Source organism: Streptomyces sp. RerS4 (assembly GCF_023515955.1).
Classification (GTDB): domain Bacteria; phylum Actinomycetota; class Actinomycetes; order Streptomycetales; family Streptomycetaceae; genus Streptomyces.
Genome location: NZ_CP097322.1, coordinates 4,118,830 through 4,142,374, shown reverse-complemented (window position 1 = coordinate 4,142,374; position 23,545 = coordinate 4,118,830). Strand labels below are relative to the sequence as shown.

Annotated in this window: 24 protein-coding genes and 1 pseudogene; 15 read left to right on the top strand and 10 right to left on the bottom strand. The window is 73.3% G+C overall.

What is annotated here, in order from left to right:
• The first annotated feature begins 19 nt into the window (after positions 1 to 19).
• The 6 genes from M4D82_RS19245 to M4D82_RS19220 all read left to right on the top strand — a co-directional run bounded on the left by M4D82_RS19245 (position 20) and on the right by M4D82_RS19220 (position 4,425).
• Positions 20 to 1,171: a lipid-transfer protein gene (locus M4D82_RS19245; RefSeq protein ID WP_249767224.1), complete on the top strand. Its 1,152-nt coding sequence runs from the start codon at positions 20 to 22 to the stop codon at positions 1,169 to 1,171.
• 13 nt (positions 1,172 to 1,184) lie between these two features.
• Positions 1,185 to 1,631, top strand: coding sequence for a Zn-ribbon domain-containing OB-fold protein (locus M4D82_RS19240; protein WP_249767223.1), 447 nt, complete (start codon positions 1,185 to 1,187; stop codon positions 1,629 to 1,631).
• Positions 1,628 to 2,404, top strand: coding sequence for an enoyl-CoA hydratase/isomerase family protein (locus M4D82_RS19235; protein WP_249767222.1), 777 nt, complete (start codon positions 1,628 to 1,630; stop codon positions 2,402 to 2,404). Before M4D82_RS19240 ends, M4D82_RS19235 begins: the two co-directional genes overlap by 4 nt.
• Before the next feature lie 111 nt (positions 2,405 to 2,515).
• Positions 2,516 to 3,091: an NADPH-dependent FMN reductase gene (locus M4D82_RS19230; RefSeq protein WP_249767221.1), complete on the top strand. Its 576-nt coding sequence runs from the start codon at positions 2,516 to 2,518 to the stop codon at positions 3,089 to 3,091.
• A 222-nt stretch (positions 3,092 to 3,313) separates the two neighbouring features.
• Positions 3,314 to 3,757, top strand: coding sequence for an SRPBCC domain-containing protein (locus M4D82_RS19225; RefSeq protein WP_249767220.1), 444 nt, complete (start codon positions 3,314 to 3,316; stop codon positions 3,755 to 3,757).
• Positions 3,758 to 3,834: 77 nt separating this feature from the next.
• Positions 3,835 to 4,425, top strand: coding sequence for a hypothetical protein (locus M4D82_RS19220; protein ID WP_249767219.1), 591 nt, complete (start codon positions 3,835 to 3,837; stop codon positions 4,423 to 4,425).
• Between the two features lie 76 nt (positions 4,426 to 4,501).
• On the opposite strand, the gene M4D82_RS19215 is transcribed toward M4D82_RS19220, so the two are convergent.
• The 3 genes and pseudogenes from M4D82_RS19215 to kbpA all read right to left on the bottom strand — a co-directional run bounded on the left by M4D82_RS19215 (position 4,502) and on the right by kbpA (position 8,548).
• Positions 4,502 to 5,008 carry a peptidylprolyl isomerase gene (locus M4D82_RS19215; RefSeq protein WP_502988959.1) on the bottom strand — a complete coding sequence of 169 codons (507 nt, stop codon included), beginning with the start codon at positions 5,006 to 5,008 and terminating at the stop codon, positions 4,502 to 4,504.
• Positions 5,009 to 5,090: 82 nt separating this feature from the next.
• A pseudogene (gene afsK, locus M4D82_RS19210) lies at positions 5,091 to 7,560 on the bottom strand (protein serine/threonine kinase AfsK).
• Positions 7,561 to 7,747: 187 nt separating this feature from the next.
• Entirely contained in the window at positions 7,748 to 8,548 is an 801-nt protein-coding gene (kbpA, locus tag M4D82_RS19205) for an AfsK-binding protein KbpA (RefSeq protein WP_249767218.1), read from the bottom strand.
• Between the two features lie 314 nt (positions 8,549 to 8,862).
• Here kbpA and M4D82_RS19200 point away from each other — a divergent pair, with 314 nt between their 5' ends.
• The gene (locus M4D82_RS19200) at positions 8,863 to 9,510 is read left to right on the top strand and encodes a TetR family transcriptional regulator (protein ID WP_249767217.1); all 648 of its coding nucleotides are present in this window, start codon (positions 8,863 to 8,865) and stop codon (positions 9,508 to 9,510) included.
• Positions 9,511 to 9,645: 135 nt separating this feature from the next.
• Here M4D82_RS19200 and M4D82_RS19195 read toward each other — a convergent pair whose 3' ends face one another.
• Positions 9,646 to 10,140 carry a nitroreductase family deazaflavin-dependent oxidoreductase gene (locus M4D82_RS19195; RefSeq protein WP_249767216.1) on the bottom strand — a complete coding sequence of 165 codons (495 nt, stop codon included), beginning with the start codon at positions 10,138 to 10,140 and terminating at the stop codon, positions 9,646 to 9,648.
• Complete coding sequence (locus M4D82_RS19190) at positions 10,140 to 11,378, bottom strand: acyl-CoA dehydrogenase family protein (RefSeq protein ID WP_249767215.1); 1,239 nt, start codon at positions 11,376 to 11,378, stop codon at positions 10,140 to 10,142. The genes M4D82_RS19195 and M4D82_RS19190 overlap by 1 nt, the downstream gene beginning before the upstream one ends.
• 142 nt (positions 11,379 to 11,520) lie before the next feature.
• On the opposite strand from M4D82_RS19190, the gene M4D82_RS19185 reads away from it, so the two are divergent.
• The gene (locus M4D82_RS19185) at positions 11,521 to 12,729 is read left to right on the top strand and encodes a thiolase C-terminal domain-containing protein (RefSeq protein WP_502988958.1); all 1,209 of its coding nucleotides are present in this window, start codon (positions 11,521 to 11,523) and stop codon (positions 12,727 to 12,729) included.
• Positions 12,730 to 12,785: 56 nt separating this feature from the next.
• On the opposite strand, the gene M4D82_RS19180 is transcribed toward M4D82_RS19185, so the two are convergent.
• Positions 12,786 to 13,136: an NUDIX hydrolase gene (locus M4D82_RS19180; protein ID WP_283844491.1), complete on the bottom strand. Its 351-nt coding sequence runs from the start codon at positions 13,134 to 13,136 to the stop codon at positions 12,786 to 12,788.
• A gap of 94 nt (positions 13,137 to 13,230) precedes the next feature.
• Here M4D82_RS19180 and M4D82_RS19175 point away from each other — a divergent pair, with 94 nt between their 5' ends.
• From M4D82_RS19175 to M4D82_RS19160, 4 genes are all read left to right on the top strand, one after another.
• Positions 13,231 to 14,475, top strand: coding sequence for a helix-turn-helix domain-containing protein (locus M4D82_RS19175; protein WP_249767214.1), 1,245 nt, complete (start codon positions 13,231 to 13,233; stop codon positions 14,473 to 14,475).
• A 91-nt stretch (positions 14,476 to 14,566) separates the two neighbouring features.
• On the top strand, positions 14,567 to 14,725 hold the full coding sequence (locus M4D82_RS19170) for a hypothetical protein (protein WP_249767213.1): 159 nt from the start codon (positions 14,567 to 14,569) through the stop codon (positions 14,723 to 14,725).
• On the top strand, positions 14,718 to 14,972 hold the full coding sequence (locus M4D82_RS19165; protein ID WP_249767212.1) for a hypothetical protein: 255 nt from the start codon (positions 14,718 to 14,720) through the stop codon (positions 14,970 to 14,972). Before M4D82_RS19170 ends, M4D82_RS19165 begins: the two co-directional genes overlap by 8 nt.
• Before the next feature lie 483 nt (positions 14,973 to 15,455).
• Positions 15,456 to 16,118, top strand: a complete 663-nt coding sequence (locus tag M4D82_RS19160) for a pyridoxine/pyridoxamine 5'-phosphate oxidase (protein ID WP_249767211.1) — start codon at positions 15,456 to 15,458, stop codon at positions 16,116 to 16,118.
• Positions 16,119 to 16,139: 21 nt separating this feature from the next.
• Here M4D82_RS19160 and M4D82_RS19155 read toward each other — a convergent pair whose 3' ends face one another.
• From M4D82_RS19155 to M4D82_RS19145, 3 genes are all read right to left on the bottom strand, one after another.
• Positions 16,140 to 16,598 (bottom strand): Zn-ribbon domain-containing OB-fold protein, encoded by a 459-nt coding sequence (locus M4D82_RS19155; RefSeq protein ID WP_249767210.1) that lies wholly within the window; start codon positions 16,596 to 16,598, stop codon positions 16,140 to 16,142.
• On the bottom strand, positions 16,553 to 17,005 hold the full coding sequence (locus M4D82_RS19150) for a DoxX family membrane protein (protein WP_249767209.1): 453 nt from the start codon (positions 17,003 to 17,005) through the stop codon (positions 16,553 to 16,555). The genes M4D82_RS19155 and M4D82_RS19150 overlap by 46 nt, the downstream gene beginning before the upstream one ends.
• 107 nt (positions 17,006 to 17,112) lie before the next feature.
• Positions 17,113 to 17,880 carry a maleate cis-trans isomerase family protein gene (locus tag M4D82_RS19145; protein WP_249767208.1) on the bottom strand — a complete coding sequence of 256 codons (768 nt, stop codon included), beginning with the start codon at positions 17,878 to 17,880 and terminating at the stop codon, positions 17,113 to 17,115.
• A 156-nt stretch (positions 17,881 to 18,036) separates the two neighbouring features.
• On the opposite strand from M4D82_RS19145, the gene M4D82_RS19140 reads away from it, so the two are divergent.
• From M4D82_RS19140 to M4D82_RS19130, 3 genes are all read left to right on the top strand, one after another.
• Positions 18,037 to 19,275 carry a flavin-containing monooxygenase gene (locus tag M4D82_RS19140; RefSeq protein WP_249767207.1) on the top strand — a complete coding sequence of 413 codons (1,239 nt, stop codon included), beginning with the start codon at positions 18,037 to 18,039 and terminating at the stop codon, positions 19,273 to 19,275.
• A gap of 268 nt (positions 19,276 to 19,543) precedes the next feature.
• Positions 19,544 to 21,778 carry an acetate--CoA ligase family protein gene (locus tag M4D82_RS19135; protein WP_249767206.1) on the top strand — a complete coding sequence of 745 codons (2,235 nt, stop codon included), beginning with the start codon at positions 19,544 to 19,546 and terminating at the stop codon, positions 21,776 to 21,778.
• Between the two features lie 85 nt (positions 21,779 to 21,863).
• Positions 21,864 to 22,664: an enoyl-CoA hydratase/isomerase family protein gene (locus tag M4D82_RS19130; protein ID WP_249767205.1), complete on the top strand. Its 801-nt coding sequence runs from the start codon at positions 21,864 to 21,866 to the stop codon at positions 22,662 to 22,664.
• Positions 22,665 to 22,698: 34 nt separating this feature from the next.
• Here the strand turns inward: M4D82_RS19130 and M4D82_RS19125 are convergent, their stop codons facing one another.
• Complete coding sequence (locus M4D82_RS19125; RefSeq protein WP_249767204.1) at positions 22,699 to 23,484, bottom strand: VOC family protein; 786 nt, start codon at positions 23,482 to 23,484, stop codon at positions 22,699 to 22,701.
• Positions 23,485 to 23,545 lie beyond the last annotated feature (61 nt).

Sequence of the window (23,545 nt, the reverse complement as noted above, 5' to 3'; positions counted from 1 at the left end):
CGCAGCCCCGGAGGTGGCGATGGCGGCAACACTCAAGGACGCTACGGCAATAGTCGGCATCGGCCAGACCCCCTTCGCGAAACAACTCCCCCAATCCGAGAAGGAATTGGCCTGCCGGGCCATCCTCGCCGCCCTCGCCGACGCCGGCATCGCCCCCGCCGAGGTCGACGCCTTCGCCTCCTACACCATGGAGGAGACCGACGAGGTCGAGGTCGCCAAGGCCATCGGCGCCGGCGACGTCACCTTCTTCTCCAAGGTCGGCTACGGCGGCGGCGGTTCCTGCGCCACCGTCGGCCACCTCGCCGCCGCCGTCGCCACCGGCCAGGCCACCGTCGGCGTCGCCTGGCGCTCCCGCAAACGCGGCTCCGGCCCCCGCCCCTGGAAGAACACCGCCGTCCAGCTCCCCACCCCCGGCCAGTGGACCCGCCCCTTCGGCCTGCTGCGCCCCGCCGACGAGATCGGCATGCTGGCCCGCCGCTACATGCACGAGTACGGCGCCACCCGCGACCACCTCTTCAACGTCGCCATGGCCTGCCGCAACCGGGCCAACGAGAACCCGGCCGCCATGATGTACGACCGCCCGCTGACCCGTGAGATGTACATGACCTCCCGCATGATCAGCGACCCGCTCTGCCTCTTCGACAACTGCCTGGAGACCGACGGCGCCCTGGCCTGCGTCATCGTCTCCGCCGAGCGCGCCCGCGACTGCCGCCACAAGCCCGTCTACGTGCACTCCGTGGCCCAGGGCCTGCCCGCCCAGCACCACGGGATGGTCAACTACTGGAACGACGACCCCCTGTCCGGCCCCGCCTGGACCGCCGCCCGCCACCTGTGGAAACAGGCCGACTTCGGCCCCCAGGACGTCGACGTCGCCCAGATCTACGACGCCTTCACCCCCCTCATCCCGCTCTCCCTGGAGGGCTACGGCTTCTGCGGACGCGGCGAGGGCGCCGCCTTCACCGAGGGCGGCGCCCTGGAGAGGGGCGGCCGGCTCCCCATCAACACCGGCGGCGGCGGCCTCAGCGAGGCCTACGTCCACGGCTTCAACCTGATCAACGAGGGCGTCAAGCAGCTGCGCGGCGCCTCCACCGCCCAGGTGCCGGACGCCGCGACCTGCCTGGTGACGGCGGGCGAGGGTGTCCCCACGTCCGCGATCCTGCTGCGCGCCTGAGGAGCGAGCGACGATGACCGCCACCACCGACGAACTGCTGCTTCCCGTCCCCGACGAGGACGGCGCCCCCTTCTGGGAGTACGCCGCCCGGGGCGAACTGCGCGTCCAGGCCTGCTCCGCCTGCGGCCGACTGCGCTTCCCGCCCCGCCCCTGCTGCCCGCGCTGCCAGTCCTTCGAGAGCGAGTGGCGGCCGATGAGCGGACGCGGCCGGATCTGGTCCTACGTACGCCCCCACCCGCCGCTGCTGCCCGCGTACGCCGCGCAGGCCCCGTACAACGTCATCCTCGTGGAGCTCGCCGAGGACCCGCTGATCCGGCTCGCCGGGAACCTCGTCACCACCGCCGACGCCGCCCTCGACTCGGTCGACCCGGCCCGGCTGCGCATCGGCGCCCGGGTGCAGGTCGTCTTCACCGAGATCGGCGGGGTGACCGTGCCGCGCTGGATCCTGGAGAAGGCATGACGCTGCGGGTGGAGCGGGACGAGGCGACCGGGGTCGCGCTCGTCACCCTGGACCGGGAGCGCCGGCACAACGCCATCGACCTCGACACGGCCGCCGACCTCGCCGCCCTGTGGCGCGAGCTGCGCCACGACGAGGACGTGCGGGCGGTGGTGGTGACGGGCGCCGGCACGGCGGCGTTCTGCACGGGGATCGACCGGTCGGTGGAGGTGGCGCAGCCGCCGTCGCCGTACTCGGTGGACGATCCGCTGATCGCCGTCGGCCCGAAGGCCAACGACCTGTGGAAGCCGGTGGTCGCCGCCGTCAACGGGATGGCCTGCGGCGGGGCCTTCTACCTGCTGGGCGAGGCGGAGTTCATCGTGTCGTCCACGACGGCCACCTACTTCGACCCGCACACCAGCTACGGCATGGTCAGCGCCTACGAGGCCGTGTACATGGCGCAGCGGATGCCGTTCGGGGAGGTCGCCAGGATGTCCCTGATGGGCACGGCGGAACGGCTCTCCGCGCGCCGGGCGTACGAGATCGGACTGGTCTCCGAGCTGGCCGAGCCCGGGGAACTCCTGGAAGCGGCCCTGCGATCGGCGCGTACGCTGGCCGGCTTTCCGACGCGGGCCGTACAGGGCACCGTACGGGCCCTGTGGTCGGCGAAGCGGGCCGCGCTCCAGCAGGCCCTGGACCAGGCCCCGGCCCTGATCGCCCTCGGGAACCTGCCGCCGGAGCGGCAGGCGGACCTCTTCGGCGCGCGGCGGTCCGGGGAGGCGCCCCGGCTGCGATGACCCCCGCCGGCCCGCGATGACCGGGCGGTTCGATGACCGGGCGGTTACCGCGCGCTGGAACCGGACCGCCCAGGGTGGCCGCAGAGCCGACCACCCGAGGGGGAGACCACCATGCCCGAGTTCAAGATCCTCGCCATCTCCGGCAGCCTGCGCGCCGACTCCCACAACTCCGCCCTGCTGCGCGCCGCCCGCAAGCACCAGCCCGCCGGCCTGGCCATCGAGATCTACGAGGACCTGCGCGCGATCCCGCCCTACGACCTCGACCTCGACACCCCCGAAGTTCGCCCGGCGCCCGTCGCCGCGCTGCGCCGTCGCGTCACGGAGGCCGACGGCCTCCTCATCGCCACGCCGGAGTTCAACTACTCCGTCCCCGGCGTCCTGAAGAACGCCATCGACTGGGTCAGCACCGACTGGACGCAGCGGGAGGGCCTGCCCCTGCTGCGCAAGCCCGTCGCGATCCTCGGCGCGGCGCCCACGAACTTCGGCACCGTCCGCGCCCAGCTCGCGCTGCGCCAGGTGTTCGTCTGGACGAACACCGACGTGGTCGTCAAGCCCGAGGTGCACCTCTTCCGCTCCCACGAGCGCTTCGACGAGAACGGCGACCTGACCGACGAGACCTCGATCGGCCTGGTCCGCGAGCTCCTCGACGCCCTGAAGACGAAGATCGAGGGCCGCGCGGCCGAGTAACCGGCCCGGCCGCCGATCGCCCGCCCGCCCGACGTATCGCCATACGCCACCCCGCACCCGGAACACGCCCCTCCACTCCGTCCGCCACCAGCGAAGACATCCTCCGCGCCACCCCACCCGACCCGGATCCGTGGTTGCATTCCCGAGCACCGAACCCGGCGGCACACCGCACAGCTCCGCGTCCCTTCGGCGATCAGCCACCACACCGAGGAGCCGGCACCCGTGCGCACCATCGCCACCGAGATCACCATCGACGCGACCCCCGAAGAGGTCTGGGCGACCCTGGTCGACCTGCCGCGCCACTGCACCTGGAACCCGTTCATCCGGGAGGCCGCCGGCGAGGTGGCCGTCGGGGAGCGGCTGACGTTGACGATGTACCCGCGGTCCGGGAAGCCCGCCACCTTCCGCCCGACCGTCGTGGTCGCCAAGCCCGCCACCGAACTGCGCTGGATCGGCCACTTCCTCGTACGCGGCCTCTTCGACGGCGAGCACTACTTCCGCCTGGCCGAAGGCCCCGGACGCACCACCCGCCTGGAGCACGGCGAGCGCTTCCGGGGGCTGCTCGTCCCCCTCCTCGGCAGGATGCTCGACGGCACCGCCCGTGACTTCACCGCGATGAACGAGGCCCTGCGCGACCGCGTCCGATCGGCCCGCGGCACCCGATAGGCCCGCCCGCGCGCGCCCTCTCCCCGCACGCCCCGTCCGGCGTGCGGGGCCCCGGGGCCCGGCGTAGCGTCGGGATCATGATCCGTAACGCGTTCGGCGCGCTGTTGGGACTGATCGGGGCGACGGCGGCCGTCTGGAGCCCGTTCCGGGCCTGGTACGACGGCCGGCGGGGCCGCGACTACCGCGTCGAGGAACTGTTCTCCGGCGCCGGCATCACCGCCGAGTCGGCCGCGCTGTTCGGCTCGCTCCTGCTGCCCTGCGTCTTCGCCGCGCTGCTCACGCTCGCGGCGATCGTGCTGCGTTCGCGGCTGCTGATGGGGCTCGCCGGGATCGTCGTCCTCGGTTTCGCCGTGCTGTGGATGGTCCGCCAGGGCCAGGCGGCCGGGGGGATGTCGGTCGGGGACGACGGCCGGGGCCTGGGGGACGGCGTGGCGGCGGCCTTCGCCGGCGGCGCCCTGCTGCTCCTCGCGGCGGCCGTCATGCGCGGACGCCGCCGCGCGCCCCGCGACCGCGACCGGGACCGGGACCGGGACCTGCCCGACCGCGACCGCGCCCCGGACCGGGACTACGGAGGCCCCGACACCACCGGCCCCGACACCCCGCAGCCGCCCCACCGCCCCGCCTCGCCGGACGAGCCCTGGCCGCCCGCGCCACCGCCGCGCGAGTAGGCGTACGCGAGAAACGGCGGCGGCCCCGCTCCCCGGGAAGGGGAGGCGGGGCCGACCGGTGCGGTGACGGTGGAGATCAGGCGGCGTCGACGACGCCGGACTCCGCGATCTCGACCTTGCCCTTGGGGGCGCCGGACTGGGAGCCCAGGGCCTCGATCTGGTCGACGAGTTCCTTGCCCTCGACGACCTCGCCGAAGACGACGTGCTTGCCGTCGAGCCACGGGGTGACGACGGTGGTGATGAAGAACTGCGAGCCGTTGGTGTTGCGGCCGGCGTTCGCCATCGACAGCAGGTACGGGCGGTCGTGCTTCAGGTCGAAGTTCTCGTCCGCGAACTTCTCGCCGTAGATGGACTTGCCACCGGTGCCGTTGTGGTTGGTGAAGTCACCACCCTGCAGCATGAACTGGGGGATGATGCGGTGGAAGCCGGAGCCGGCGTAGCCGTAGCCGTTCTGGCCGGTGGCGAGCTCGCGGAAGTTGCGCGCCGTCTTCGGGACGACCTCGTCGAAGAGGTTGAAGACGATGCGGCCGGCGGGGGCGCCGTTGATGGTGATGTCGAAGTAGACGTTGCTCATGGGGTCCATCCTGTCACTCCTGGTGCCGGACGCGACCCGGAGGGGGGCGGTGTCGTGCCACGGACCCCGCCCCGAAGCCGGTCCCGGCAGGTCAGGAAGCGTGTCGCGTACCCGTTCCCTTCGCCGCGTCCAGGGCGTACACGCAGCGGTCCTTGCTGCACGCGTACACGACGCCCGCCTCCGCCACCGGCGAGCCGGTGATCTCGCCGCCCGTGGCCAGCTTCCAGCGGAGCTGGCCGCCCGCCGCGTCCAGGGTGTAGAGGCAGTGGTCGGCGGAGCCGAAGTGGACCCGGCCGTCCGCGACCGCCGGCGAGCCGGTGATCTCCCCGCCCGCCGCGAACCGCCACTTCGGGGTGCCGGTGACCGCGTCCAGCGTGTACAGGGCGCTGCCGGCGCCCAGGTGGACGTTGCCGCCCGCCACCAGCACCGGGTCGACGGCCGCACGCGGCTCGGTGGCGATGCGCCAGCGGTCCGTGCCGGTGGCCGCGTCGAGGGCGTAGACGGTGCCCAGGTAGTCGACGAGGTAGACGCCGCCGCCGGTGACGGCCGCGCCCGGGGCGAAGGCCGGCGGCGCCAGGAACACCGCGGGGGCCTCGAAGTGCCAGCGGACCCGGCCCGAGGCCCGGTCCACGGACAGGACGCGGGTCCCGGCGCAGACGTAGACGTTGCCGTCGGGGGCGGGGGTGACGCGGACGGGCACGTTGCCACAGGAGGCGGCGTCCCCGACCGGGTACGACCAGGCCTCCTGGCCGGAGCGGGCGTCCAGGGCGCGCAGCCGGGCGTCCTGCCACACGTAGACGGTGCCGTCGTGCAGGACGGGGGCCGCCTCCGGGGTCTCGAAGTCGGTCTGCGCCCCGGTCAGCTCCCACAGCGTGTGGCCGTTGGAGGCCTCCCGGCCCTGTACGCCGCCACCGCGCGTGGCGGTGACGACGGTGCCCCGCTCGGCGCGCAGCGCGTACACCCAGGCGTCGGTGGCCAGGCGCCACCGCTCGGAGCCGTCGGTCGCGTCGAGGGCGTAGAGGGACGGGCCGTCGGAGGCGTGGATGCGGCCGTCGGCGACGGCCATGGACCAGGCGACGTCGCGCGTCTTGAACTGGCGCCGGCCGCTGCCGACGTCCAGGGCGTGCACCTCGAAGGAGGTCACGTAGAGCAGGTCGCCGGCGACGGTCGGGGTGCCCCACACCTCGTTGGACATGCGGAAGCGCCACGGACGCCAGCGGCCGCTGTCCGGGGACGGTCCCGGCTGCGGCATCCCGCCCGTGGCGGGCGACGCCGACGCCGACGGCGACGGCAGCGGCGTGCCGCGCGAGCCGCCCGGCGGGCGCACCCAGCCGGTCGCGGAGTCCACGCCGGAGTGGCCGGCGGGTGCGGCGGCCGTGGCGCGCGGTCCGGGCCCGATCGGCACCGGCGAACCGCCCAGCCGCACGGGCGCCCCGGCGCGCGGCTCCCGCCGACGGGGCGGGAACCGGGCGGGGTCAGCGGCGGCCGGTCGGGGCGCGGCGGGGCGGCCTGCCCGTACGCGGATCCACCCACGGGTCGGCGGTCCCGCGCGGCGGCGGGCGGTGCGTGGAGTAGCCCTGCGGATCGGCGGAGCCCGGCCGGCCCCGGTGGCCCTGCGGGCCGGAGGGCGGCCCCGACGGGGACGGCACGGGGGTGACGGGCGTACGGGTCCCCGCGCGCCGGGCCTCGATCATGGCGACGGCCCGCGCGGGCAGCCACGCGGAGGCCGTCCCGCTGTCGTCGCCGCCGTCGAACAGGTGCGGGGCGAGCTGCGCCTGGAGGTCGGCGGGGGTCGGGCGCCGGGTGGCGTCCATCTGCATGCACGAGTCGATCAGCGGCCGCAGCTCGTCCGGGAGCCCCTCCAGGTCGGGGCCCTCGCGCAGCAGCATGAACACCGTCTCGACCGGGTTCGCCCCGTGGTACGGCGGGTGGCCGGTCGCGGCGAAGACGAGGGTCGAGCCGAGCGAGAAGACGTCGCTGGCGCCCTTGACGCTCCGCGAGTCCTTCGCCTGCTCGGGCGACATGTAGGCGGGGGTGCCGACGGCGACGTTCGTCATCGTCAGGCGGGTGTTGGAGACGCCGCTCGCGATGCCGAAGTCGATCACGCGCGGGCCGTCCTCCACGACGAGCACGTTCGACGGCTTCAGGTCGCGGTGTACCAGCCCCGCACCGTGGATCGACTGGAGCGCCTCCGCGATACCGGCCGCGAGCCACCGTACGGCCTGGGCGGGCATGGGGCCGCACTCGTTGACGATCTCCTCCAGGGAGGGCGCCGGGACGTAGGCGGTGGCCAGCCACGGCACGGCCGCACGCGGATCGGCGTCGACCACCGCGGCCGTGTAGAAGCCGGACACGGCGCGCGCCGCCTCCACCTCGCGGGTGAAGCGCACGCGGAAGAGCTGGTCCTCGGCGAGTTCGGTGCGCACCGTCTTGATCGCGACACGCCGTCCGGACGCCGACCGTGCGAGATAGACCAGCCCCATGCCGCCGGCGCCGAGCCGTCCCAGCACCTCGAAGGGGCCGATCCGTCTCGGGTCGTGCTGCGTCAGCTGCTCCACCACTCGCCTCCACACCTCCCCGTACGGGCCCCTGCCGGACCCGATTCCACCCGCGCGCGCACCGGCACGTGGCACCGGAACGCGAGCCGGCACGTGTCGCGCGGTGTCTCACCGCGGGCTGTGACCGCGGTCGCGCACACCCGATTCTGTCAGGCCCGCGCCGGGTCCGGTCCCGGCTACCGCCCTGGTTTCACGTGCCGCTCTTCACGCGGGGCTCGGAGAGCAGTGCGAACACGGCTCCCTGGTTGTCGGCGACGACCGCGATCCGGCCGTACGGCGTGTCGAACGGGTCGGCCGTGACGCGTCCGCCGAGCCGCTGGACGGTGGCCACGCTCTGGTCGCAGTCGGGCACGGCGAAGTAGACGAGGAAGTGGGCGGGCATGATCTCCGGGAAGGCGTCGGTGATCAGGCTGCGGCCCAAGACTGCCGTGTCGGGGCCGGGTGCGCTGCCGGGCGGGGACCAGACGCGGAACTCGACGCCGCTCGCGTCGTCGTCCTGGTCCTGCGGTACGTAGCCGAAGACGTTGGCGTAGAAGACGTCCACGGCGTCACGGGCCCGGGTGTAGACCTCGGCCCAGCAGTACGTGTACGGCTCGTTCTGGGCGTCGAAGCCGTGGTGGGTGCCGGGCTGCCACAGGCCGAACACGGCCCCGCCGGGGTCGGCGGCCATGGCGGCGATGCCGTAGGGGCCGACGGGCTGCGGGTCCATCACCATCTGGCCGCCGGCGGCGCGGATGCGGGCGGCGCAGGCGTAGGCGTCGGCGGTGTAGAGGTAGACGCCCCAGACGGTGGGCATGCGGCCGTCGGGCTTCGGGGCGAGGGCGGCGACGTTGCGGCCGCGGCTGTATGCCTGGGTGTAGTACCCGTACTCGGCGCCCGCGCTGTCGGCGAAGGTCCACCCGAAGAGCTCACCGTAGAAGCGCTTGCCCGCCTCGACGTCCGGGAGCGAGGCGTCGACCCAGCAGGGCGAGCCTTCGGCGAATGCGGCCATGAGCCGGGTCCTTCCGTCGGTCGTGGTGCGGGCGGTGCGGGTGGTGCGCGGTGTGCGGGCGGTGTGGCCTCGTGGCGTCCGGGGTCTTTTCGCCATGATCCGCCGTAAAGGCTGTGCGCAGCCTGTTGATCAGACTATTCGGGGGATTACGGCACGGTACGGGCGCCCCCGCGCCCGGCGCGGGCCCCCTCGCCACCGGCCGGATTCCGTCGCACGGACCGTCGTGCGGGCGCTTCCGCCCAGGTCGGGGGCCACCTGACCCCATTTGCAGGCGGCCGGATAGCGCGCCGACCCCCCCTCGGTAAGCTGACGGCATGACAGGACAAGTACGCACCGTCGACGGGCGTGTCGCCGGCCGGCGCGGCCAGGCGACGCGGCAGAAGCTGCTCGACTGCCTCGGCGAGATGCTCAGCTCCTCGCCGTACCGCGACGTCAAGGTGATCGACGTCGCCCGCAAGGCCGGCACCTCCCCCGCGACCTTCTACCAGTACTTCCCGGACGTCGAGGGTGCCGTCCTGGAGATCGCCGAGCAAATGGCCACCGAGGGCGCGCAGTTGACGACGCTCGTCGAGGGCCGCAACTGGGTCGGCAAGGCCGGCTGGGCGGCCGCGGAGGAACTCGTCGAGGGCTTCCTGGACTTCTGGCGTCGCAACGACGCGATCCTGCGGGTCGTGGACCTGGGCGCGGCCGAGGGTGACAAGCGGTTCTACAAGATCCGCATGAAGATCCTGAACTCCGTCACCAACTCCCTTACGGAGTCGATGAAGGAGCTCCAGGCCAAGGGCAAGGTCGACAAGGACCTGAGCCCGGCGGCGATGGCGGGATCCCTGGTCGCGATGCTGGCCGCGGTCGCCTCGCACCAGAAGGGGTTCCAGACCTGGGGCGTCAAGCAGGCCGAACTCAAGCCGAACCTGGCGCTGCTCGTGCACCTGGGCGTCACCGGGAAGAAGCCGACCCGGTAGCGGCGGACCCTCCCGGGGGTCCGCCGGACCGCGATGTGGGCGACTCCGAGGTGGGTGACCCTGAGGTGGGTGACCCTGAGGTGGGCGACCCTGAGGTGGGCGACCCCGATGTGGGCGACCCCGATGTGGGCCGCGTCAGCGGCGCTCCAGGCGGAACAGCCTGATCTCGCGTTCGATGCGCGCCTGGTACGTCGCGTACGGCGGCCAGAACCCGAGCACCGCCTGCCACGCCTCCGCGCGCTCGGCCCCCGCCAGCAGCCGGGCCCGTACGGGGATGTCCCGTCCCTGCCAGTTGACGTCCGCGTCCGGGTGCTTGAGCAGGTTCCCGGTCCAGGCCGGGTGGCCGGGGCGGCCGAAGTTGGAGCCGATCAGCAGCCAGCTCGCGCCTCCGTCCTCCGGCATGCACGCGAGCGGGGTCGTACGCGGCTCGCCCGTCTTCGCGCCCCGCGCGGTGAGGATCACTCCGGGCAGCATGCGGGCGCTCAGCAGTACCCTGCCGCGGGTCAACCGGTGCACGGCCTTGTCCATGGCCGGGATGAAGTGCGGTGCGATCTTGGCGAACATCATGGTCGACGAGACCTTCTGCATGAGCTTGACGCCGCGTCGGTTCAGGGGGGTCGCGGGAGACATCAGACGGCCACCTTCTGTGGTGTCGCGGTCGCGGGTGTCGCGGTCCCGGGTGTCGCGGTCCCGGTGGGATTCGCCGGTTCGAACAGGCCCGCGCCGTGCGCCGCGTGCGCGCGCAGGCGGTGGACCGGGCCGAAGAGGAGTTCGTCGGCGGCGGCGCGCTTGAAGTAGAGGTGCGCGTCGTGTTCCCAGGTGAAGCCGATGCCGCCGTGCAGCTGGATGGCCTCGCCGGCGGTGGTCCGCAGCGCCTCCAGGGCCTGGGCGAGGGCGAGGCCGCCCTGGTCCGGGTCCCATGCCGCGTAGTAGGCGGCGGAGCGGGCCGCCTGGACCTGGACGTAGAGGTCGGCGAGCCGGTGCTTGACCGCCTGGAAGGAGCCGACGGGCCGGCCGAACTGCTCGCGGCCGCGTACGTACTCCACCGTGCGGGCCAGCGCCTGGCCGGCCGCGCCGACCGCCTCGGCGGCGAGGAGCCCGGCGACGGTGCGGCCGGTGGCGGCCAGGGCGTCGAGCGGAGTGCTTCCTTCCTCCCCGAGCAGTTCCGCTTCCACGTCCCGCAGCTGGATCCGGCCCTGCGGGCGCGTCTCGTCCAGGGTGGATTGGCGGGCCCGTACGAGGCCGGGCGCGTCCCCCCGTACGAGGAACAGCAGCGTGCGGCTGCGCGCGAAGCCGCCGGTGTGCGCGGCGACGAGGAGCAGCCCGGCGTCGTGGCCGTCGAGCACCTGGGCCACCTCCCCGTAGAGCCGCCAGCCGCCGCCGTCGGAGGTGCTGCGGGCCTGGACCCCGCCCGCGCGACCCCCGCCGGCCCAGTCGCCGGGGGCGTTGTCGCCGGTCAGGGCGAGGGCGACGGCCAGGGCGGGGCCGGGGACGGCGAGCGCGGCCGTCAGTTCCCCGGAGGCGAGCGGGGGCAGGAGGGCGGCGCGCTGGTCGGCGGTGCCGAGGGCGGTGACCAGCGGGACGACGAGCCCGGCGGTGGCGAGCAGCGGCGAGGGCAGCAGCGCCCGGCCGGTCTCCTCGCAGGCCAGGGCCAGGTCGCCGGGGGTGCAGCCGACGCCGCCGTATTCCTCGGCGACGGCGAGGCCGGGCAGGCCGAGCCGTCGGGAGAGCTGCTGCCACAGCTCCCGGTCGTGTCCGGCGGCGGTCCGGACGGCGGCCTTGACCTCGTCCGGTCCGCAGCGTTTGCCCAGGATCTCGCGCAGGGTGCGGCGCATCTCGTCCTGCTCCGCGGTGAAGGCGGCGTCCATCGGCGGGCTCCTCCCCGTATCTGACGGGGCGTCATGTTAGGACGGCGGGAGCGAGAAGCACAGGGGGCGGGCGCGGGTGGGGGCGGGCGGACCCTCGCCTTGGTCTGGCGTCTGACGGATCGTCAGTTGTACGGTGCTGCCCATGGTTCTGCCCATGCCCGGACCCACGACGTCCGGACCCGCATCCCGCCCCGGCCGCAGGGTCGCGGTGGTCGGCGTCGCCCTCTCCGACTGCGGCCGGGTCGACGGCCCGACCCCTTACGCCCTCCACGCCCAGGCCGCCCGCCGCGCGCTCGCGGACTGCGGTCTGGACCGCTCCGTCATCGACGGCTTCGCCTCGGCCGGCCTCGGCACCCTCGCCCCGGTGGAGGTGGCCGAGTACCTGGGCCTGCGCCCCACCTGGGTCGACTCCACCTCGGTCGGCGGCTCGACCTGGGAGGTCATGGCGGCCCACGCGGCCGACGCCATCGCCGCCGGCCACGCCAACGCCGTCCTGCTGGTGTACGGCTCGACGGCGCGCGCCGACATCAAGGCCCGCCGGCGCACCTCGAACCTCTCGTTCGGGGCGCGGGGACCGCTCCAGTTCGAGGTCCCGTACGGGCACACGCTGATCTCGAAGTACGCCATGGCCGCGCGCCGACACATGCACGAGTACGGGACCACCCTCGAACAACTCGCCTCGGTGGCCGTCCAGGCCCGCGCGAACGCGGCGGCCAACCCGGACGCGATGTTCCGCGCCCCGCTCACGGTGGACGACGTCCTCTCGTCCGAGATGATCGCGGACCCCTTCACCAAGCTGCACTGCTGCATCCGCTCGGACGGCGGCTGCGCGGTGCTGCTGGCGGCGGAGGAGTACGTACCGGACACGGCGAAGACGCCGGTGTGGATCCTGGGTACGGGTACGTCCGTCTCGCACACGACCATGTCGGAGTGGGAGGACTTCACCGTCTCCCCGGCGGCGGTCTCGGGCCGGCTGGCCTTCGCCCGCGCGGGCCTGACCCCGGCGGACGTGGACCTGGCGGAGATCTACGACGCCTTCACGTACATGACCCTGGTGACGCTGGAGGACCTCGGCTTCTGCGCCAAGGGCGAAGGCGGAGCCTTCGTCGAGAAGGGCCGGCTGCTACGGGAGGGGGAGTTGCCCGTCAACACGGACGGCGGCGGCCTGTCGGCCTGCCACCCGGGCATGCGCGGCCTGTTCCTCCTGGTCGAAGCGGTACGCCAACTACGCGGCGAAGCGGGCCCCACCCAGGTCACGAAGCGCGCCGGCCACCTGCCGGAGGTGGCCCTGGCCTCGGGCACGGGAGGCTGGTTCTGCTCCTCGGGAACGGTGCTCCTGGGGCGGGGGTAGGGGGCGATGCGCCGACGGGGCGGCCTCAGAGATGCCTTGGGGCTTTCCCGTCAGTCTCATCGTCCCAGCAGGCGGATCGCGTAGACCTCGGACATCCGCTCGGACACCTCTTCGGGGGTGAGCCAATGGACTGCCGTGGACTCGTCGGAGACGTGCTCCGTGCCCCCGGAAGGCTCGCAGCGAAACACGCGGGCCACGATTCCCCGTGCGACGTTCTTGTAGACGCCGGTGAGGTTGTCCACGTCGACGTGGATCCCGGTCTCCTCCAGCACCTCCCGGCGCACCCCTGCCTCCGGGGTCTCCGCAAGCTCCAACACGCCGCCCGGCGGCTCCCACGTCCCGTTGTCCGCCCGACGGATCGCCAACACCCGACCGTCCTCCCGCACCACCGCCCCGGCAACCGACACGGAATGGGGATCAGTATGTGCGATCTGGATCACATGAAACCGGCCCCGGCCCCTACCCTGTCGGTGTCGAGCTGCAAGGAAGGGGCAAGGCCGTATGTCCAACGACGCTACCCCGGACCCGTACTCGGATCCGTTGGTGTTCGGTCAGAGAATGCAGATCCTCCGCACCCGCCGGGGCCTCACCCGCGACCAACTGGGCGGGCTCCTCGCCCGATCGGGCTCGTGGGTCAAGGCGGTCGAGACGGGCCGCCTGCGGACGCCACACCTGCCGGTCGTCCTCCGGATCGCCGAAGTCCTCCGTGTCCGTGACCTGTCGGACCTCACCGGCGACCAGTCCATGCAGGTCAACCTGTTCGCCGGCCCCGGACACCCACGGTTCGCCGCAGTCCGTGAGGCCCTCAACGCCCTGCGCCTCGGCAACGACCGCGAGGCACCCCCGGCCGCGCACCTCACCGCGCGGCTTTCCCGGGCATGGTCCTCCCGTCACTCGTCCCCGAACCATCGCGATGTCGTGGGGGCGCTCCTGCCCGACCTGATCCGGGACGCACAGGCCGCCGTACTCCAGGCGCAGACGGTCGCCGACCGCAAGGCCGCGCAGGCCCGCCTTGCCGAGGCCTACTTCCTCGCCCAGTTCTTCTGCGCCTACCAGCCCGACGCCCCACTCGTCTGGCGCGTGGCCGAACGCGGCATGATGGCCGCCCAGGACTCCGAGGACCCGCACGCCATCGGTCTCGCCGCTTGGCTCACGACGCAGGCCTACCGGGACAGCGCTCAATACGATGCCGCCGACGCCGTCAACCTGGAGACACTCCGCTACCTGACGCCCCTCCTCCCGAACGCGGGCACGGACGTGCGGGCGGTCGCCGGCGCGCTCACCGTCGAGGCGGGACTCACTGCCGCCCGCCGTGGGGAGACCGGTACGGCGTGGCGGTACTGGGACCAGGCCCGCCTGCTGGCAGAGACGCTCCCGCACTCCTACTTCCACCCGATCACGAGCTTCTCCCGGGCGGTTATAGGAGCTCACGCGGTCACCGTGGCCGTGGAAGTCCACGCGGGCGGTGAATCCGCACGACAGGCCGCCCGCGCCGAGGCCGAGGCCATCCCCTCGCGACCGCGCAGAGCCCGGCATCGGATCGAACAGGCCCGCGCCTACCACCTGGACGCACAACCCGACGTCGCCCTTGCGACGCTCGCGCAGGCGCACGAAACAGCGCCGGAAACGGTCCAGTACAACGGCTACGCCCGCAGGATCATCCTGGAGGAGGCGGAGTCCAAGTCGCCTGCCCGCCGCCGCCGAGCCTCCGCTCTGGCCGCCCGCCTGGGCCTCCTCACCGCCTGAACAAAGGGGCACGGACTGTACCCCTGCCCGCCCCGACCCGCCCCTACCGTCGTCACACCACCCGCTGGCGAGGGTAGGGAGCGCCCGCATCATGCACAGTTACGCCCGAGACGCGCATGGCAGCGAGACCTTGCACAACCCCCTGGCGAGGGTGGCGACCATAGGCGAGCCCAGCACCAACCTTCTCGACCGCGCCCACGCCGGCTGGGAACGCTTTCTCGAAACCTTCGAGGGGCCGTCCGATGAGTGAGTGCTACGAGTACCTCCCCCACCGGCTCCTCCACCATCGCGTCCGCGACATCGCCTCGGGAGCCGAGGGCGAACTGATGGCCGTGATCAACGAGAACGTCTCCGACACCGGCGTCGAGCGCTGGATGCACCTCGCCTACATCCGCGCCGCCAACGGCCGCGAATTCACCACCGCCGCCGCCAACGTCGAACCCGCCTACGACCAGCCCAAGTCGGCCGCCGGACGCCGAGATATGAGAAGCGCGTAGCGATCCGATGCGGCTGACCGCTCCCCCGGCCACTCTGATCGTCTTTTGGGGAGGGGAGGGGCCCAAGACGGCCGGCGGACGCTGAGATATGAGAAGCGCGTAGCGATCTGGTGCGCTTGGGTGCGCGCCAGGACGATTTCGTCGTTCTGGTGGGGAGATAGGCCGGCCGCCCGGTCCCGGAAGGGACTGTGAGCGGGCCCGGATGGGTGGTGGGTTTCGGGCCCGACCCCTCGATCATCGCTGACCGGGCCGATGGGGACTGTTCGCCCCGTGCCGTTCTTTTGGGGGTTTCCCGGCAGTCTTTGTCGTTTCGGGGCGGGACGGGCTGTCAAGGGTGGCCGAAGGCCATCGCGTAGCGACGCGACCGGAGGGAGCGCCCTTGACAGGGCGGCCCGACGCGGAAGGACGATGAGACTGACGGGAAAGCCCCATACCCTCCCTGAGCCCGCCCCGCCGGCACACCGCTCGGCCTAGCCTGAGCGCATGAGCAGCGACGACTTCCACCGCACCCTGCACTCCCTCCGCGTCTGGGACACCGAGCTTCCCGGCTTCGACACCGCGGCCGCGCCCGACGAGCCCCTGCCGTTGTTCCGGCAGTGGTTCGTGGAGGCCGCGCGGGCGGGGGAGGTGGAGCCGCACACCATGAGCCTGGCCACCGTGGACGCCGCCGGACGGCCCGACGTGCGCGTCCTGATGCTGCACGACGCCGACCCGCGCGGCTGGCACTTCGCCACGCACGCCACCAGCGCCAAGGGGCGTCAGCTGGCCGAGCACCCGGACGCCGCGCTCGGCTTCTACTGGCCCGCCCTCGGCCGGCAGGTCCGCCTGCGGGGTCGGGTGAGCGCGTGCGGGCCCGAGGAGAGCCGGGCGGATCTGGCGGTGCGTTCGCGCGGGGCGTTGGCGGCGGCGCTCACCGGGCGGCAGAGCGAAGTACTCGACGGGACAGAGGAGTTGGCGCGGGCTTCGGCAGCGGCATGGGAGCGGGCCGGTGCCGAGCCGGACGCACCCGTGCCCACCTGGACGCGGTACGTCCTCAGCCCGACCGAGGCGGAGTTCTTCCAGGGCGACGCCGCCCGCCGTCACGTCCGCCTGCGCTACCGCCGTACGGGTTCCACCGCCTGGGTGCGCGAGCTGCTCTGGCCTTAGGCCGTGTCTTGGAGGAACGCCTCAGGGCCTGAACACCGGGATCCACAGCGCCTGCGCCGCCTCCCGGAAGGTGACCTCCAGCGGCATGCCGATGCGCAGCGCCTCGTGCGCGCAATCGATGACCTCGGTCATCATCCGGGGACCTTCCGCCAGGTCCACCACGGCGGCCACGTACGGCACGCGCGTGCCGAAGGGCGGCAGGTCGTTGCGGTGGATCACGGACCAGGTGTAGAGGGTCGCGCGGCCGGAGGCGGGTTCCCAGGTCACCCGGTCCTCGCCCGCCCAACAGTGCGGGCAGAACTCGCGCGGGTAGTGGTGGGCGCGTCCACAGTCGACGCAGCGCCGCAGCAGGAGCCGTCCCTCGCCGGCGGCGTCCCAGTAGGGACGGGTGAACTCGTCCACCTCGGGGAGGTCGAAACGCAGGGCATCGGCAGTCACAGGAACAGTCCCATCGACGCGTCCACGGACCAGGTCTGCCATCCCATGGCCCCCAGTGCGACGAGCGAGATCAGCGCCATCATCGCGTTCTGCCCCTGCTCGGCCCAGTCGTGGATCATCAGCACCAGATAGAGCAGGTTCAGCAGGAGGCCGCCGATCAGGGCGATCGGGGTGAGGAAGCCGAGGACGAGACCGAGCCCCAGCGCCAGTTCGGCGTAGACGACGACGTACGCCATCAGCCGCGGCCGTGGCTCGACGACCTTCGCGAAGCCGGTCTTCACGAAGGGCCACCGGTGCTTGCCGGCGACGTCGGCGGCCCAGGCCATGCCGGTGCCGCGTTCGAACCAGCCCTTCTTGTCCTTGTGCCGCCAGCTCTCCAGCCACCACAGGCCCAGGCCTATGCGCAGCACGGCGAGCCATTCGGCGCCGCTGAGCCAGATGGTCTGCATCGCCACCCCTAGAACACGAAACGTCAAATCTGACGAGACGTCAGTTCAGCGGATGGCGGCGCATCCCGCAAGGGGTCGGAGCGACGGCCTGATCCGAAAGACACCCCCTACACCCCGAACAACCCCCCGTACCCCCGCACCCCGTCCGTCGGAGCGCCCGCCGCCCGCAGGGCGCCCCACAGGAGCACCTGGTTCGCGGTGAGGACCGGGCGCCCGAGGGTGGCTTCGAGGGCCTCGATGACCCCGACCGCCCGGAAGCCGTTGCCCCCGATGACGACCGCGTCGGCGGAATCCGGCACCTCGGTGGCCACCCAGGCGTGGAGGGCCTCGGGCCGGATCAGGACCTGCCCACTGGCCAGCCCGCACGGGGCGGCGTACGGGACCTCGAACCCGGCCTCCTCGTAGTAGCCGCGGCCGAGCTCGCTCAGGTTGGGGCCGAACCACGGCGGGTCCACCAGGGCGATCCGGCCGGCGCCCAGCAGCCGCAGCGCCTCGACGGCGGCGGTGCAGGGGGCGACGACGGGCAGCCCGTGGGCCCGTTCCCGCAGCCGCTCCAGCATGTACGCCTCCCCGCGCGCGCCGATCACGTAGGCGGAGCTGGTGAAGGCGTACGCGATCGCCGCGACCGGGGCCGCCGCGAGCAGCGCGGTGGCGTCGTCCACGTGGGGCGGCTCGGCGAAGGCCCGTACGGGGGCGAGCGGGATGGTCGGGTCCATCGCCCCGCCGGTACGCATCGCCCCGAACGGCACCCGCGCGACGTGCAGGCCCACCTCGGCGGGGGCGATGGCGCGCAGCTCCGACTCGGGGCCCACGTCGGCGTGGGGGGTGAGGATGCCGAGGCGGACGCGTACGTCCCACCCGTCGGGCTGCCACATCTCGCGTTCCTCTCCGAGGGGCCGGTCACACCTGAGGCCCCTCCACTGTGGCAGCGCGAGGACCCGCACCGGCGGGGCCGCGCCGTGATCGATCCGCAATCGATTCACTCCTTGTCCGAGACCCATCAACGCTGAGTGTCGATACGCTCACACCTCATGCCCACCCCCGACCTGACCGCCACCCAGCCCCGCCCCGTGTACGTGATCGGAGCCGGCCCCGGCGGCCTCGCGGTCGCCGCCGCGCTGCGTGCGCGCGGGGTACGGGCCGTGGTGGTCGAGAAGTCCGGTTCCGTCGGGGCGTCCTGGCGCGGCCACTATCACCGGCTGCGCCTGCACACGACCCGGCGACTGTCGGCCCTGCCCGGACTGGCGATCCCGCGCCGCTTCGGGCGGTGGGTCGGGCGGGCGGACGTGGTGCGGTACCTGGAGAAGTACGCCGAGTTCCACGAGCTGGAGCTGATCACCGGCGTGGAGGTGACCCGGATCGAGCGGGCCGGGGACGACGCCCCGGACGCCCCCGGCTGGACCCTCCACGCCACCGGCGGGCGCGTGCTCGCCGCGCGGGCCGTCGTCGTGGCGACGGGCTACAACCACACCGCCGCGCTGCCCGACTGGCCGGGCCGTGACACGTACGCCGGGGAGCTGCTGCACGCGTCCGCGTACCGCGAGCCCGGTCCGTACGCCGGGCGGGACGTGCTCGTCGTCGGCGTCGGCAACACCGGCGCGGAGATAGCCGTGGACCTGGTCGAGGGCGGGGCGGCGCGGGTCCGGCTGGCCGTGCGCACCGTGCCGCACCTCGTACGCCGCTCCACGGCCGGCTGGCCGGCGCAGCGTACGGGGATCCTCGTCCGGCGCCTGCCGGTGCGGCTCGTGGACCGGGTGGGGGCGCTGGTGGCGAAGGTCTCCGTCCCGGACCTGGCGGCGTACGGGCTGCCGCGCCCGACGACCGGCCTGTACAGCAGGGTGCGGGAGGGGGCGATCCCGGTGCAGGACGTCGGCCTGATCGACGCCGTGCGCGCGGGGCGGGTGGAGCCGGTCGCGGCCGTGGCCGCCTTCGACGGCGACGAGGTGGTGTTGGCCGACGGTACGCGGATCTCCCCGGACGTGGTGATCGCCGCGACGGGGTACCGGCGCGGGCTGGAGGGGCTGGTGGGGCACCTGGGGGTGCTGGACGCGCGCGGACGCCCGGAGGTCCACGGCGCGCGGACCGCGCCGACGGCACCGGGGCTGTACTTCACGGGCTACGCGAACCCGATCAGCGGGATGCTGCGGGAGCTGGCCCGGGACGCGGTGAAGATCGCCAGGGCGCTGGCCCGCGCCGAACGCGCGGGACGCACCGGGCGCACCGGACGCACCGGGCGCACCGGGCGCACGGAGCGCACCCGGCGCGCGTAGGCCGAATCGGGTCTGGACCGCACCCGAACGCGCGTGCCACCGTGCAAGCGGGGGCACGCGCGCACGTGCCGCCGCCCGAGCCCAAGCGCATCCCCCCGCCCGCGCGCACCCCACCGCCCCCGCGAGGTCCCGACACATCCGCACATCACCTCCACCACCTTTCCTGCGCATCCCTGTTCCTGACGGCGCGTCAGTTCAGTAATCTGACTAAGCGTCAGCTATGGATTTGGATTCCATCGAGGTTCATCGAGCAGGAGCGGGCGAAGCGATGCTTGGATCAACTCACGGCACCCTGACCACCGACCTCCGCGCACGAGTCGAGGCCTGCGGGGAGACCCCCAGGACGGCCGTCCACTCCACGGCCGCCCTGTCCGGCGAGGACCCCGCCGCCCTCGACGTCAGCGGACGGCCCCTGCACTCCGATGTGCCCGACCTGGACCGGTTCTTCCGGCCCGAGTCCGTGGCCGTCATCGGCGCCTCCGACGCCGAGGGCCGGCCGAACACCGGGATCACGCGGCAGCTGATCGCCTGGGCCGAACGCGTCGGGGCCCGCGTCCACCCCGTGCACCCCACCCGGCCCGCCGTCTTCGGGCTACCCTGCCACGCCTCCGTCGCCGACCTCCCCGAACAGGTCGACCTCGCCGTCCTCCTCGTCGCCGATCCGCTCCCCGTGATCGAGGAACTCGCCGACACCAAGGTCAAGTTCGCCGTCGCCTTCGCCTCCGGCTTCGCCGAGACCGGGGACACCGGCGCCGCCGCCCAGGCCCGCCTCGCCGCCGCCGTACGCCGCTCCGGGCTGCGCCTGCTCGGCCCGAACACCAACCTCAACGCCTTCCAGGAGTTCCGCGAGGACCTCGACGGTCCGGCCATCGCGCTCATCACCCAATCCGGCCACCAGGGACGCCCCGTCTACACCCTCCAGGAGCTCGGCATCCGCCTCTCCCACTGGGCGCCCACCGGCAACGAGGCCGACCTGGAGACCTCCGACTTCATCTCCTACTTCGCCGAGCAACCCGAGGTCGGCGCCATCGCCTGCTACGTGGAGGGCCTCAAGGACGGCCGCGCCTTCCTGCTGGCCGCCGACCGGGCCGCCCGCAACGGGGTCCCCGTCGTCGCCGTCAAGGTCGGCCGTACCGAGACGGGCGCCCGTACGGCCGCCTCCCACACCGGCAAGCTGACCGGGGCCGACACGGTCGTGGACGCGGCCATGCGCCAGTTCGGGGTGATCCGCGTGGACGGCCTGGACGAACTCCAGGACACCGCCGCCCTCCTCGCCCGCGCCCGCCCGCCCCGGGCCGACGGCGTCGTCGTCTACTCCATCTCCGGCGGCACCGGCGCCCACTTCTCCGACCTGGCCACCGAGGCCGGCCTGAGCCTGCCGACCCTCTCGCAGGCCAAGCAGGACGAGCTGCACCAGTGGATCCCGTCCTACCTGAACGTCGCCAACCCCGTCGACAACGGCGGCCACCCCGTCGGCGACTGGCGCGGACGCAAGATCATCGACGCGATCCTCGCGGACCCGTCCGTCGGCGTCCTGATCTGCCCGATCACCGGCCCTTTCCCGCCGATGAGCGACAGGCTCGCCCAAGACCTGGTCGACGCCGCCGAGGCCACCGACAAGCTGATCTGCGTGATCTGGGGCTCCCCCGTCGGCACCGAGGAGGCCTACCGCACCACCCTGCTCGGCTCCTCGCGCGTGGCGACGTTCCGCACCTTCGGCAACTGCATCACCGCCGTCCGCGCCTACCTCGGCCACCACCGCTTCACCGCCTCCTACCGCTCCCCCTTCGACGAGGCCCCCCGCACCCCGTCCCCCTCGTACCGCAAGGCGCAGGCCCTGATGCGGCCCGGCCAGCAGCTCAGCGAGCACGCCGCGAAGCAGCTCCTGCGGGCCTACGGGATACGGGTCCCCCGCGAGCAGCTCGTGACCAGCGCGGCGGCGGCCGTGCGGGCGGCCGGGCTCGTGGGGTACCCGGTCGTCATGAAGGCCTCGGGGCCGCAGCTGGCGCACAAGACCGAGCTGGGCCTCGTCAAGGTCGGGCTGACCTCCGCGAGCCAGATCCGCGACGCGTACCGGGAACTGACCGACATCGCCCGCTACGAGAACGTCCCGCTGGACGGCATCCTCGTCTGCCAGATGGTCGAGCGGGGCGTCGAGATGGTGGTCGGCGTCACCCGCGACGACCTCTTCGGGCCGACGGTCACGGTGGGGCTGGGCGGGGTGCTGGTCGAGGTGCTGCGCGACGCGGCCGTGCGCGTGCCGCCGTTCGGGGAGGACCAGGCCCGCCACATGCTGACCGAACTGCGCGGCCACCCGCTGCTGGAGGGCGTCCGGGGGGCGCCGCCGGCGGACGTGGACGCGCTGGTCGAGGTGATCCTGCGGGTGCAGCGGATGGCGCTCGAACTGGGCGACGTCCTCTCCGAACTGGACGTCAACCCGCTGATGGTGCTGCCGCGCGGCCAGGGGGCGGTGGCCCTGGACGCCCTGGCCGTGTGCCGCTGAAGTGTGCCGCTGAAGCACCCGGCGCCGCCCCGCCCCGCCCCGCCCCGCCGCCTCGCGCAAGCCCACGAACAGGAGCAGCACCGCCATGTCCCAGGACCCCACGGACGAGATCCTGCACCGCGTCGAGGCCGGCGTCTCGTGGATCACGCTCAACCGCCCGGCCGCGATGAACGCCGTCACCCCAGAGCAGCGCGAGCGGGTGATCACCCTGCTCGGCGAGGCCTCCGCCGACCCGGACGTACGCGCCGTCGTCCTCACCGCGACCGGCAAGGGCTTCTGCGCCGGGGCCGACCTGCGCGGGGCGCCCGCGACGGGCGAGCGGGTCGTCGGCGACGTCGCCCGGATGATCCGGCTCGGCGCCCAGCGGCTGATCACGGCCGTCCTGGACTGCGAGAAGCCGGTGATCGCCGCCGTCAACGGAACGGCCGCCGGCATCGGCGCCCACCTGGCCCTCGCCTGCGACCTGGTCGTGGCGGCGCGGGAGGCGAGGTTCATCGAGGTGTTCGTCCGGCGCGGCCTGGTCCCGGACGGTGGGGGCGCGTACCTGCTGCCGAGGCTGGTGGGCCCGCAGAAGGCGAAGGAGCTGATGTTCTTCGGGGACGCCGTGCCGGCCGCCGAGGCGGCCCGCCTGGGCCTGGTCAACCGGGTGGTCCCGGCCGAGGAGCTGGAGACGACCGCCCGCGCCTGGGCCGAGCGGCTCGCCCAGGGCCCCACCCGCGCCCTCGCCCTGACGAAGCAACTGGTCAACGCCTCCCTGGACGGGGACCGCACGGCCGCCCTGGCCGCCGAGGCCGCCGCCCAGGAACTCAACATGGGCACCGTCGACGCGAACGAGGGCGTGGCCTCCTTCGTGGAACGGCGCACCCCGAAGTACCTCGGGCGCTGACCGCGTGGGCCGGCGCCGTCCCGCAAGACACGGCCTACATCCCCGGCGCCGGCTTGAGCAGCGCGAACACCGCCCCGGCCGGATCGGCGACCCAGCCGATCCGGCCGACTTCGGGAACGTCCGCGGCCGGCATCAACACCGACCCGCCGGCGTCCCGTACCGCCGAGACGGTGGCGTCGACGTCCGGCACCTTGAAGTACGGCACCCAGCGCACGTCCGCGCCGCCGGCGCCCTCGCGCAGCGGGGCGACGCCGCCGAAGGAGGCGTCCTCCAGGTCCCCGTCGGCGGTGCCGATCACGCGGTACGTCATCCCGGGGGCCCGCATGTCCTGCGAGCGCCACCCGAACAGCTTGGCGTAGAAGGCGATGGCCACCTCCGGGTCCGGGACGTGGAGCTCGACCCAGACGAGGGTGTTGTCCTCGGAGGTGGCCTGGAGCCCGCCGGTCTTCCCGGGCTGCCAGCACGCGAACTCCGCGCCCTGCGGGTCGGTGAACTGGGCGAGCCACCCCTCGCCCATCACGTCCATGGGTTCCGCCCGCACCCGCCCGCCGCCGGCCGTCACGGCCTGGGCGGTGGCCTGGATGTCGGGGCTCTGGAAGTACACGGTCCAGGCGGACGTCGCCCCCTCGTCGTCCAGCGGCCCGAGCGCGGCGACGGTCTTCCCGCCGAGCTGGAAGAACCCGTACCCGCCGGCGTCGGGCCCGGCGGAGACGAAGTGCCATCCGAACACCCGGGTGTAGAAGTCGGCCGCCGCTCCGGTGTCGGGGGTGCCGAGGTCCAGCCAGTTGGGCGATCCGGTACGGAACGAGGTGCCGAGCATGAGCGTCTCCTACGGTCTGCGACGGACGGCGGTGATCCGAAATCCGCCCGCCACGATGCCC